6 protein-coding genes are annotated in these 12,472 nt (G+C 69.8%); 3 read left to right on the top strand and 3 right to left on the bottom strand.

Annotation, left to right across the window (positions count from 1 at the left end; all coding sequences use genetic code 11):
• Positions 1–47: 47 nt before the first annotated feature.
• Positions 48–2,768, bottom strand: a complete 2,721-nt coding sequence (locus K1J60_RS46115; RefSeq protein WP_259407971.1) for a SpoIIE family protein phosphatase — start codon at positions 2,766–2,768, stop codon at positions 48–50.
• A 104-nt stretch (positions 2,769–2,872) separates the two neighbouring features.
• Here K1J60_RS46115 and K1J60_RS29430 point away from each other — a divergent pair, with 104 nt between their 5' ends.
• Complete coding sequence (locus K1J60_RS29430) at positions 2,873–7,045, top strand: HAMP domain-containing protein (protein ID WP_259407970.1); 4,173 nt, start codon at positions 2,873–2,875, stop codon at positions 7,043–7,045.
• Positions 7,042–7,614 (top strand): response regulator, encoded by a 573-nt coding sequence (locus K1J60_RS29425; RefSeq protein ID WP_220648828.1) that lies wholly within the window; start codon positions 7,042–7,044, stop codon positions 7,612–7,614. The genes K1J60_RS29430 and K1J60_RS29425 overlap by 4 nt, the downstream gene beginning before the upstream one ends.
• Positions 7,615–7,696: 82 nt before the next feature.
• On the opposite strand, the gene K1J60_RS29420 is transcribed toward K1J60_RS29425, so the two are convergent.
• The gene (locus K1J60_RS29420) at positions 7,697–9,574 is read right to left on the bottom strand and encodes an AMP-dependent synthetase/ligase (protein ID WP_220648827.1); all 1,878 of its coding nucleotides are present in this window, start codon (positions 9,572–9,574) and stop codon (positions 7,697–7,699) included.
• Positions 9,575–9,873: 299 nt separating this feature from the next.
• The gene (gene lepA, locus K1J60_RS29415; RefSeq protein ID WP_220648826.1) at positions 9,874–11,742 is read right to left on the bottom strand and encodes a translation elongation factor 4; all 1,869 of its coding nucleotides are present in this window, start codon (positions 11,740–11,742) and stop codon (positions 9,874–9,876) included.
• Positions 11,743–11,956: 214 nt separating this feature from the next.
• Here lepA and rpsT point away from each other — a divergent pair, with 214 nt between their 5' ends.
• A complete protein-coding gene (rpsT, locus tag K1J60_RS29410; protein WP_033525839.1) occupies positions 11,957–12,223 on the top strand; it encodes a 30S ribosomal protein S20 in 267 nt (88 codons plus the stop codon).
• The last annotated feature ends 249 nt before the right edge of the window (positions 12,224–12,472 follow it).

Raw genomic sequence — 12,472 nt, 5'->3', positions numbered from 1 at the left:
CCCTGCTCCGCCCGCAGTCCGCCCCTACTCCGCCCGCGCGGTTCGCCCTACTCTGCCCGCAGCACCAGCAGCGCCAGATCGTCGTCGGGTGGCCCTTCCCCGAACTCGTGGACGAGTCGGCGGATGCGTTCGGCGATCAGCTGGGCGTCGAGGCCGGCGCAGCCGGAGAGCGCGGTGGCGAGGCCGTCCCCGTCGTCGAACATGCGCGGGCCGCTGCGGCGCTCGGTGACCCCGTCGGTCACGCAGAGCAGGGTGTCGCCGCAGCGCAGCTCGAACGTCTCGGAGACGTACTCGGTGTCCTCGATCACCCCGAGCAGCGTCTGCGGCTCGGCCACGGTCCGGACGGCGCCGTCCGGGCCGAGGAGCAGGGGCAGCGGGTGACCGGCGGAGGCGAGGGTGCAGCGGACGCCGCCGGGGACGGGGACGAGTTCGCCGTAGAGGAGGGAGAGGAAGCGGGTCTGGGGACCGTCGGGGTCGACGAGAGCGGGGTCGCCGGCGGTGACCAGGGCGCGGGCGGCGGCGTCGGCGGCCTCGGTCGCGTCGTCGAGGAGGAGCTGGTTGAGGCGGTCGAGCACGTCCGCCACGCCGTAGCCCTCGCGGGCGAGCAGCCGCAGCCAGGGCCGGGCGAGACCGATGACCACGGCCGCCTCGGGGCCCTTGCCCTGGACGTCACCGATCGCGAAGCACCAGCGGCCCCGGCCGGCGGGGAACAGGTCGTAGAAGTCGCCGCTGGGTCCGCCCTTGTCGCACGGCTCGTACACCAGTGCGCTCGACACGCCGGGGATCTCGGCGACCGCGCCCGGCAGCAGGCCGCGCTGGAGCACGCGGCTGATGGTCGCCTGGCGTGCGTACTGGCGGGCCGCACCGATCGACAGCGCGATGCGCCGGCTCAGGTCCTCCACCAGCCCGGTCACCTCGTCCGGGAAACGGAGCAGCCCGGCCCGCCCGATGACGAGCGTCCCGAGCGGGCGCCCCCCGGCGATCAGCCGATAGGCAAGCGCGGCCCCGCCTTCGCGCTCCCGCGCCGCCCAGCCTGCAGACTCCCGCGCCGCCCAGCCTTCAGACTCCCGCGCCGCCCAGCCTGCAGACTCCCGCGCCGTCCAGCCTTCAGACTGCCGCGCCGCCTCCCCGTCACGCTCCCGGGCCGCCTCCCCGTCACGCTCCCCGACCGAACCGCCGCCGCGCCCTCCGACCGAACCGCTGCCGCGCTCCCCGACCTGGCCGCCGCCGCGCTCCCGCGTCCGGAGGCCGACGTCCGTCCCCGCCGGCCCACTGCCACGCCTCCCCGCCGGCTCACCGCCACGCGGCCCTGCCGGCAGGTCCCCCTTCGCCTGCTCCGGCCCGCCGTCCTCCCTCCGCGCGGGCCCGCTGCCACAGCTCCCCGTCGATGGGTCACTGCCCGCCTCCGCGGGCCCGCCCACGCCCGACTCCGCCGACGCGCCGAGGCCGTCCCGGACCGACCCGCCCTCCTGGACCGACCCGGCGTCCTGCCCCGGCCCGCCGACGCCCGTTCCGGCCGGGCGGTCCTCCTCGTCCGGCTCCGGCCACGGCACGGGTACCGCCCTCGACCGCACCGACTCGGGCAGTCGCGGTGGGTTCTTCTCCAGGGCCCGGCGCAGTTCCTCGATGCGGTTCTCGCTGCCGTGCCAGACGCGGGCGAGCCGTGGTGCCGGGCCGAGCGAACCGTCGCCGCCGCGCCAGCCCAGCCCCTCGTCCTCCAGCCACACCGCGCACCAGTCGGCCAGCCTCGGCACCAGCAGCTGACCGGCGAGCGCGGCGACCAGGTCCTCGTCGAGCTGGCCGGCGAGCAGATCGGACGCCTCGGCGAGGAAGGACAGCGCGCCCCGGTTCAACCACTCCCGGTCGCGCTCCCCACCACGCCGGGGCACGGGCGCGACCAGATCGACCGGGTCCGTGCCCTGCTCGGGGACTCCTGCGTCGCGGTATCCGACGCGACCGGCGTACGCCCGCGCACCCCCGGATGCCTGCGTCTCTTCCACCCCGGCGTACGCCAGCGCACCGCGAACTCCCCACACCTCCTCGTCGCCGGCGTACGCCAGCGCACGCCAGTCCGCACGCCCCTCAACCTCCTCAACCTCCTCGACCGCCTCGCCTCCTGGGCCCCCCTCAGCTCCGACGGCTCCCGCGACCCCTACGCCGGTCACGTCATCGCCGTACGCCGCGAACGCGTCCTCCACCGCCATCGCCCCGTCGACCGACAGCCGGGCCCAGACGGTCTTCGTGCCGGTCCGGTAGGTGATCCCCCAGGCTTCCGAGAGCGCCGCGACGAGGCGCAGGCCGCGTCCGTACTCGGCGGCCCCGTAAGGCCGTTCGACGAGGTAGGGGCGTTCGGTGCCCTCGTCCCGTACCGCCCTGGAGGGATGGTGGTCCGAGACCTCCACGAGCAGCCATCCGGCGGAGGTCGGGTCGTCGCGCTCCAGGCGGCACATCAGCTCGACGTCCGTTCCCGCGTGGACGACCGCGTTGGTGACCAGCTCACTGACGACCACGAGGGCGTCCTCCTCCAGGCGGGCGGAGAGGGCCGTGGCGCCCGGGAGACCGAGCTCGGCCCACTCCGCGAGCGCGGTACCGAGGAAGCGCCGGGCGGCTCCCGGCGCGGGCGGCCCCCCGGGCAGCGACACATGCGCCACCGCGCGCCGGTCCGCGCCCGCGTACGCGGATCCGGCAGACAGCGAGTCGGCCCCGACGCGCGCGGGCGCATCGGGCGCACAAGACACGGTCTCCCGTTGCGTCGGAATGGCCCCCACTGAGCGGCTCCCTGAGAAAGTTCGGACGAATAGGCCTCAGGCGGCACGGACAGAGTGACAGACTGACCACGCCCATAAGCGCCGAGTTACCGAAGTGGGCCACCATGAGTGAGAACAGTGCTACGCGGGTGCTCCGAGACGGTCAAAAAGACAGCCAAACGGACGTTCTGATCCGGGCATCCGATCTCCGCGCGCTGACCGCCGCCATGACCGCAGCCCGCGACGGCAGCTTCACGAAGGTCCCGGAGTCGGGCCCCGCCCCGGTGGCGGAGCTGTGCGCCCTCTTCAACCAGATCATCGACCGCAGCACCCACTTCGGCAGCGAAGTGCAGCGTGTACGGCGTGAGTTGGTCCGGCACGGGCGCCTCGACGAGCGACTGTCGGCCAGCCCGGGCCAGGGGGCCTGGGCGACACGGGTCGACGACGTGAACCAGACGCTGGACGCCCTGGTCGCCCCGGCGGCCAACGCCACGCGGGTCCTGGACGCGGTGGCCGGCGGCGACCTCACCCAGCGGGTCGACCTGCACGACGGCAACCGTCAACTCCGGGGTGACCTCAGGCGGTTGGGCCGTGCGGTGAACAAGATGGTCGACCAGTTGTCCTTGTTCACCGGCGAAGTGACCCGGGTGGCCCGCGAGGTCGGCACCGAGGGGCGTCTCGGCGGCCGGGCCAAGGTCAGGGGCCTGTCCGGGAGTTGGCGGGACGTGACCGAGGCGGTCAACACCATGGCCTCCCGGCTGACCGCTCAGGTGCGGGACATCGCCCTGGTGACCACGTCGGTGGCGCGCGGCGACCTCACCCGTACGGTGACGGTCGAGGCGACCGGCGAGTTGCTCGAACTGAAGCTCACCGTGAACACGATGGTCGATCAGCTGTCCGCCTTCGCCGACGAGGTCACCCGCGTCGCCCGCGAGGTCGGCACCGAAGGGCAGCTCGGCGGCCGGGCCCAGGTGCGGGGCGTCTCCGGCGTCTGGAAGGACCTCACCGACAACGTCAACTTCATGGCGTCGAACCTGACCTCCCAGGTCCGCAACATCGCCCAGGTCACCACCGCCGTCGCCAACGGCGACCTCAGCCAGAAGATCACGGTCGACGCGCAGGGCGAGATCCTGGAGCTGAAGTCGACGATCAACACGATGGTCGACCAGCTCTCCGCCTTCGCCGACGAGGTCACCCGCGTCGCCCGCGAGGTCGGCACCGAGGGCAACCTCGGCGGCCGGGCCCAGGTGCGGGGCGTCTCCGGCGTCTGGAAGGACCTCACCGACAACGTCAACTTCATGGCAGACAACCTGACGTCCCAGGTCAGGAACATCGCCCTCGTCTCCACGGCCGTCGCGCAGGGAGACCTCGGCAAGAAGATCACGGTCGAGGCCAAGGGCGAGATCCTGGAGCTGAAGTCGACGATCAACACGATGGTCGACCAGCTCTCCGCCTTCGCCGACGAGGTCACCCGCGTCGCCCGCGAGGTCGGCACCGAGGGCAACCTCGGCGGCCAGGCGCAGGTGCGGGGCGTCTCCGGCGTCTGGAAGGACCTCACCGACAACGTCAACTTCATGGCCCTGAACCTGACGTCGCAGGTCCGCAACATCGCGCAGGTCACCACCGCCGTCGCCAACGGCGACCTCTCCAAGAAGATCACCGTCGACGCGCGCGGCGAGATCCTCGAACTGAAGGACACCGTCAACACGATGGTGGAGCAGCTGCGGGCCTTCGCCGACGAGGTGACGAGGGTGGCCCGCGAGGTCGGCACCGACGGCGCGCTCGGCGGCCGGGCCCAGGTGCTGGGCGTGTCCGGTGTGTGGCGGGACCTCACGGACAACGTCAACTACATGGCGGACAACCTGACGTCCCAGGTCAGGAACATCGCCCAGGTGACCACGGCGGTGGCGAACGGCGACCTCTCCAAGAAGATCGACGTGGACGCGCGCGGCGAGATCCTGGAGCTGAAGACCGCCATCAACACGATGGTCGACACGCTCTCCTCCTTCTCGTCCGAGGTCACCCGGGTCGCCCGCGAGGTCGGCTCCGAGGGCCAACTCGGCGGCCAGGCACGGGTCGAGGGCGTCTACGGCACCTGGAAGCGCCTGACGACGAACGTCAACGAACTCGCCCTGAACCTGACCACCCAGGTCCGCGCGATCGCCGAGGTCGCCTCGGCCGTGGCCCAGGGCGACATGTCCCGGTCGATCACGGTGGAGGCGCGCGGCGAGGTCGCCGAGCTGAAGGACAACATCAACCTGATGGTGGCCAACCTCCGCGAGACCACCCGCGCGAAGGACTGGCTGGAGTCCAACCTCGCCCGGCTCGCCGCCCTGATGCAGGGCCACCGCGACCTGATGGAGGTCGCCGACCTGATCCTGCGCGAGCTGACCCCGCTGGTGAACGCCCAGTACGGCGCCTTCTACCTGGCCGACCCCGACGAGGACGGCACGGCCCCGCTCCCGGTGGCGCCCACCAAGGGCCTCGCCTTCATCGCGGGCTACGGCGCGGCGCAGGGCGCGACCGTCGAGACCGGTGGACTGCCCGTGCACGGTCTCGTCGCACAGGCGGCCCGCGAGAAGAAACGGATCCTGGTGGAGGAGGCCCCACCGGGCTACATCAAGATCAACAGTGGTCTCGGCGAGGCCTCGCCGTCCAGTGTGGTGATCATCCCGATCCTCTTCGAGGACAAGCTCCTCGGGGTGATCGAGCTGGCGTCCTTCTCCCGCTTCTCCGACGTCCACCTGGCGTTCTTCGACCAGTTCGTGAACACCATCGGTGTCGCCATCAACACCATCATCGCCAACTCCCGTACGGAGTCCCTCCTCGGCGAGTCCCAGCGCCTCGCCAGGCAACTCCAGGAGCGCTCCGACGAACTGCAGATGCAGCAGGCGGAGTTGCAGCGCTCGAATGCCGAACTGGAGGAGAAGGCGGCACTGTTGGCCACCTCCTCGCAGTACAAGTCGGAGTTCCTGGCGAACATGTCCCATGAACTGCGCACCCCGCTGAACTCCCTGCTGATCCTGGCGCGGCTGCTCTCCGACAACCCGGACGGCCATCTCACCGACCAGGAAGTGCAGTTCGCGACGACGATCCACCGCTCGGGGTCGGATCTGCTGCAGTTGATCAACGACATCCTCGACCTCTCGAAGATCGAGGCGGGCCGGATGGACGTACGCCCGAAGCGTCTCCCGCTGATCAAGCTCCTGGACTACGTCCACGCCACGTTCCGGCCCCTCACGCTCGACCGGGGCCTCGCCTTCGATGTCACGGTCGGCGAGGACGTCCCCCGCGAGATGTACTCGGACGAGCAGCGCCTCCAGCAGATCCTGCGCAACCTCCTGTCGAACGCGATCAAGTTCACCGCGTCCGGCCGGGTCGAGCTGACCGTCGGTCGCGTCAAGGACCCCGACCACCGTCACACCCGCGAGGACCACGACGAGGTGATCGCCTTCGTCGTCTCGGACACCGGCATCGGCATCGCGGCCGAGAAACTCCCGGTGATCTTCGAGGCGTTCCAGCAGGCCGACGGCACCACCAACCGCAAGTACGGCGGCACCGGCCTCGGCCTGTCCATCAGCCGCGAGATCGCCGGCCTGCTCGGCGGCCGCATCGTCGCGGAGAGCGTCCCCGGCAAGGGCTCGACCTTCACGCTGTACGTCCCGGTCTTCAGCCCGGGCCACGGGGTGACGGGCCCGGTGGTCGAGGAGCACGGCAGCCTCGTCCCCGAGCAGCTGACCACCGAGCCGTACCCGGCCGCTTACGACGGCGACGCGCACGACAGCGACGACTCCTGGCCGGCGCCCACCAAGCTGGAGGCGTGGAAGGTGGGCCGTGCGGGCCAGGTCCTGCCGGGCCGCCGGGTGCTGATCGTCGACGACGACATCCGCAACGTCTTCGCGCTCACCCATGTCCTGGGCCGGGTCGGCATGCCCGTGCTGTACGCGGAGAACGGCCGCGAGGGCATCGAGACCCTGGAGCGCAACCCGGACGTCGAACTCGTCCTGATGGACATCATGATGCCGGAGATGGACGGCTACGAGACGATCTCCGCCATCCGCCGCACGCCCCGCTGGGCGGGCCTGCCGATCGTCGCACTCACCGCCAAGGCCATGCCCGGCGACCGCGAGAAGTCCATCGCCCGCGGCGCCAACGACTACGTACCGAAGCCGGTGGACGTCGACCAACTGCTCACGGTCGTCTGCGCGGTCCTGGACCCGGAAACCCCCAGGGCCCCGGAGAGCGCCGAGCCGTCCCCCGAGAAACGCACCGAAGAGAACGAGGCACCCTCACCATGACCCCTCAGGACCGGACCGACGCGGGCGCGGGCATCCTCCTCGTCGACGACATGGAGGACAACCTGCTCGCCCTGGAGGCCGTCCTGGCATCCCTCAACGAGCCGCTGGTCCGCGCCCGTTCGGGCGAAGAGGCGATGAAGGCCCTGCTGCGGCACCGCTTCGCGGTCGTCCTCCTCGACATCCGGATGCCCGGCATGGACGGCTTCGAGACCGCCGCCCACATCAAGCGCCTCGACCAGACCAAGGACGTCCCGATCATCTTCCTCACCGGCACGGACACCGACGCCGGCTACGCCTTCCGCGGCTACGCCACCGGCGCCGCCGACTACCTCACCAAACCGTTCGACCCCTGGGTGTTACGGGCGAAGGTCAGCGTCTTCCTGGACCTGCACCGCAAGACCCGACAGCTGGAGACCCTGCTGACGAGCCGACGGGAGCACGCGGAACAGGTCGACGCCCGCCTGGCGGCCCTGGAGAAACAACTGACCCAGGCGACCCCGGACCTGCCGGAGGTCCGAATACAGCTGCAGGACCTCCGAGCCCTGGTGACGAGGGACCGCAGCAGCTGACCTCAGGGGCGCGGGGAACTGCCGACAAGCCACGACGATCCCGCAGCCGCCGAGCAGTCCCCACCACCCCCTGCGTCAGGCGCTACGCCTCGCGCGCACCGGCGTACATCTCGTCGATGAGGTGCTGGTACTCCTTCTCCACCACCGGCCGCTTCAACTTCAGGCTCGGCGTGAGCTCACCGTGCTCGACATCGAGATCCCGCGGCAGCAACCGGAACTTCTTGATCGTCTGCCACCGCTGCAACCCCTCGTTGAGCTGCTTGACGTACCCGTCGACCATCTCCACCGTCGCCGGCGCTGCGATGATCTCCTCGTACGACTTCCCGGCCAGCCCGTTCTCCGCGGCCCACCCCTGGAGGGACAGCTCGTCGAGGGCGATGAGCGCGGTGCAGAAGTTCCGGTCCGCGCCGATCACCATGACGTTGGAGGTGAAGGGGCACAGCGACTTGAACCGCCCCTCGATCTCGGTCGGCGCGATGTACTTGCCGCCGGAGGTCTTGAACAGGTCCTTCTTCCGGTCGGTGATCCGCAGGTACCCGTCGGGCGACAGCTCCCCGATGTCACCGGTGTGGAACCACCCGTCGGCCTCCAGCACCTCCGCCGTCTTCTCCGGCAGGCCGTGGTACCCCTCCATCACACCGGGCCCGCGCAGCAGGATCTCGCCGTCGTCCGCGATCCGCACCTCGCAGCCGGGCAGCGGCTTGCCGACCGTACCGGTGCGGTACGCCTCTCCGGGGTTCACGAAGGACGCGGCCGAGGTCTCCGTGAGGCCGTAGCCCTCAAGGATGTGGATGCCGGCACCGGCGAAGAAGAACCCGATCTCGGGCGCCAGCGCGACCGACCCGGAGACACACGCCCGCAGCCGGCCGCCGAACGCCTCGCGGAGCTTGGCGTACACCAGCGCGTCGGCGACCTTGTGCTTCGCGCCGAGCGTGAACGGCACCGAGGCGGTGCCGGTGCGGCGGAAGTTGTCCTGGCTGACCTTGGCGTACTCGCGGGAGACGCCGGCCGCCCACTGGAAGATCTTGTACTTGGCCGGGCCGCCCGCGCGGGCCTTGGCGACGACGCCGTTGTAGACCTTCTCGAAGATGCGCGGCACGGCCGCCATGTACGTCGGCTGCACCACCGGAAGGTTCTCGATGATCTTGTCGATCCGGCCGTCGACGGCGGTGACGTGCCCGACCTCGATCTGACCGCTGGTGAGCACCTTGCCGAACACGTGCGCGAGTGGCAGCCACAGGTACTGCACGTCCTCGGCGCTGACCAGCCCGGTCGCGGCGATCGCCTTCGCCATGTACGCCCAGTTGTCGTGCGGCAGCCGGACCCCCTTGGGGCGCCCGGTGGTGCCGGAGGTGTAGATGAGCGTGGCGAGCTGGTCCTTGGTGATCGCGCCGACCTTCTCCTTGATCAGGTCGGGCTTCTTCTCCAGGTACGCGGCGCCGCGCTTCTCCAGCTCGGCCAGGGAGAGGACCCAGTCCTCCGAGAGGTCCGCGCCCTCGGTGTCGATGACGACGACGTGCGTCAGCTCGGGCAGCTCGGCCTTCTTCTCCCGGGCCTTGGCGAGCTGGGCGGCGTCCTCGGCGATGAGGACCCGGCTGGAGGAATCCGCGAGGATGTACGCGGACTCCTCGGCGTTGGTCTGCGGATATACGGTCGTGGTGGCGGCACCCGCGCACATGATGCCGAGGTCGGCGAGAATCCACTCGATGCGCGTCGACGAGGCGAGGGCGACCCGCTGCTCCGGCTGCACGCCCAGCTCGATCAGTCCGGCCGCGACGGCGTAGACCCGTTCGGCCGACTGTGCCCAGCTCAGCGACTTCCAGCCGGAGGGCCCCTCCCCGGAGGCCGGTGGCACCGGGTACCGATAGGCCTCGCCGTCGGGCGTGGCCGCCACGCGCTCGAGGAAGAGGGCCGCCACCGAGGGCGGACGGTTCTCGATCAGGGTCTGTGTGTCGCTCACGACATCCTCCGGGGCACGCGACAGTACAGCTGGCTCACGGACTGTGCGGCTGGCTCAAAGCGGCTGTTGTTTAACTCGCGAGTAACTATCGAGTGGTGATCAGGGTAGAGCGAGGTCGGCCGGTTGGTAAGGGGCGGCGGGCAGTCACTTTCCACCGAGAACGACCGTACGAACACGCACCGACGCCTCCCGGAAGACCTACGGGCCCGCCGCGCCGAAACGCGACGGGCCCGCATTCTGCCCGAGTTTCCCGGGGTAACAGTGGCTACCCCGCGGTCGGCGACCGGAGTCGCCGTTGGCTACTTCTTGCCCTTGCCCCCGCCGGCGCTGTCGTCACTGGACAGAACGGCGATGAAGGCCTCCTGCGGAACCTCCACAGAGCCCACCATCTTCATCCGCTTCTTGCCTTCCTTCTGCTTCTCCAGCAGCTTCCGCTTACGGGAGATGTCACCGCCGTAGCACTTGGCGAGGACGTCCTTGCGGATGGCGCGGATGGTCTCGCGGGCGATGACGCGCGAGCCGATGGCGGCCTGGATGGGCACCTCGAAGGCCTGCCGCGGGATGAGTTCGCGCAGCTTGGCGACGAGCCGCACCCCGTACGCGTATGCCGCGTCCTTGTGCGTGATCGCCGAGAAGGCGTCCACCTTGTCGCCGTGCAGCAGGATGTCGACCTTGACGAGGCTGGAGGTCTGCTCACCCGTGGGCTCGTAGTCCAGCGACGCGTAACCGCGCGTCTTCGACTTCAGCTGGTCGAAGAAGTCGAAGACGATCTCCGCGAGCGGCAACGTGTACCGGATCTCGACCCGGTCCTCCGACAGGTAGTCCATGCCGAGCAGGGTGCCGCGCCGGGTCTGGCACAGCTCCATGATCGAGCCGATGAACTCGGTCGGGGCGAGGATCGTGGCGCGTACGACGGGCTCGTACACCTCGTTGATCTTGCCCTCGGGGAACTCGCTCGGGTTGGTGACCGTGTGCTCCGTGCCGTCCTCCATGACGACGCGGTACACGACGTTCGGCGCGGTGGCGATCAGGTCGAGCCCGAACTCGCGCTCCAGCCGCTCCCGGATCACATCGAGGTGCAGCAGCCCGAGGAAGCCGACGCGGAAACCGAAGCCCAGCGCGGCGGACGTCTCCGGCTCGTACACGAGCGCGGCGTCGTTGAGCTGGAGCTTGTCGAGCGCGTCACGCAGCTCGGGATAGTCGGAGCCGTCCAGCGGATACAACCCGGAGAAGACCATCGGCTTGGGGTCCTTGTATCCCCCGAGCGCCTCGGTCGCCCCCTTCGCCTGGCTGGTGATCGTGTCACCGACCTTGGACTGCCGGACGTCCTTCACCCCGGTGATGAGGTAACCCACCTCACCGACGGCCAGCCCGTCGGCGGGCAGCATCTCGGGCGAGTTGGTCCCGATCTCCAGCAGCTCGTGCGTGGCACCGGTGGACATCATCCGGATCCGCTCGCGCTTGTTGAGCTGCCCGTCGATCACACGGACGTACGTGACCACGCCCCGGTACGAGTCGTACACCGAGTCGAAGATCATCGCGCGGGCGGGCGCGTCCTTGACGCCGACCGGCGCCGGAACCTCCGCCACGACCCTGTCGAGCAGCGCGTCGACCCCGACACCCGTCTTGGCGGAGACCTTCAGCACGTCCTCCGGGTCGCAGCCGATGAGGTTCGCCAGCTCCTCGGAGAACTTCTCCGGCTGGGCGGCCGGCAGGTCGATCTTGTTCAGTACGGGGATGATCTTGAGGTCGTTCTCCATCGCCAGGTACAGGTTGGCGAGGGTCTGGGCCTCGATCCCCTGCGCCGCGTCGACGAGGAGGACGGTCCCCTCACAGGCCGCCAGCGACCGCGACACCTCATACGTGAAGTCGACGTGCCCGGGGGTGTCGATCATGTTGAGGATGTGCGTGTTGCCCGGATCAGTGGTCGGCGCCCAGGGCAGACGCACCGCCTGGGACTTGATCGTGATTCCGCGCTCACGCTCGATGTCCATGCGGTCGAGGTACTGAGCACGCATCTGCCGCTGCTCGACGACACCGGTGAGCTGAAGCATCCGGTCGGCGAGCGTGGACTTGCCGTGGTCGATGTGCGCGATGATGCAGAAATTGCGGATCAGAGCCGGGTCGGTACGGCTCGGCTCGGGCACATGGCTAGGGATCGCGGGCACGCAGGGTCCTGATTCTTGAGGCGTCCGCAGCCGTCTGCGGTCTCGGGTCGGATCGGGTCTGGCGGGGCTGTACGTAGGCACCATGGTCCCACGGGTGGAGGGCTGCGACCGGTTTGGGCCCACGCGAGAGCTGCTGGTAACGTGGGCCGCTGTGTCTCATGCCCTCTCTGCAGGAGGCACATCCCAAGGAAAACCAAGCTGAAAAGGCTCATTCGTGGCGAACATCAAGTCCCAGATCAAGCGGAACAAGACGAACGAGAAGGCGCGCCTTCGCAACAAGGCCGTCAAGTCGTCGCTCAAGACCGCGATCCGCAAGGCCCGTGAGGCCGCTGCCGCGGGTGACGTGGAGAAGGCCACCGAGTACCAGCGCGCTGCCGCGCGTCAGCTCGACAAGGCCGTCTCGAAGGGCGTCATCCACAAGAACCAGGCCGCCAACAAGAAGTCGGCGCTTGCTTCCAAGGTCGCTTCCCTCAAGGGCTGAGCTTCACCTTTGATCTGATCGTCGGCTGGACCCAGAGCGGGCCCTCTCTCATCCGCTCCCACCCGACACCCTGGATCCGCACGCGGCCTGCGTTCGCCACGCGGGTGCGGATCCCCCATCGTGACCCGAAAGCCCCGCCACCCACCCCTTCCCCGGGGCGACCGGCGGGGCTTTCGGCGTGGAGTGGGGGGTGGGCTTCCGGGTGAGGTGGGCTGGGCTGGGCTTTCGGGGGTGGCCTCGGAAGGCGGG

Origin of the sequence: Streptomyces akebiae, from assembly GCF_019599145.1 — a bacterium.
Taxonomy (GTDB): Bacteria; Actinomycetota; Actinomycetes; order Streptomycetales; family Streptomycetaceae; genus Streptomyces; species Streptomyces akebiae.
Note: the sequence above shows the minus strand (reverse complement) of the source record. Positions and strands in the feature narration are given on the sequence as shown.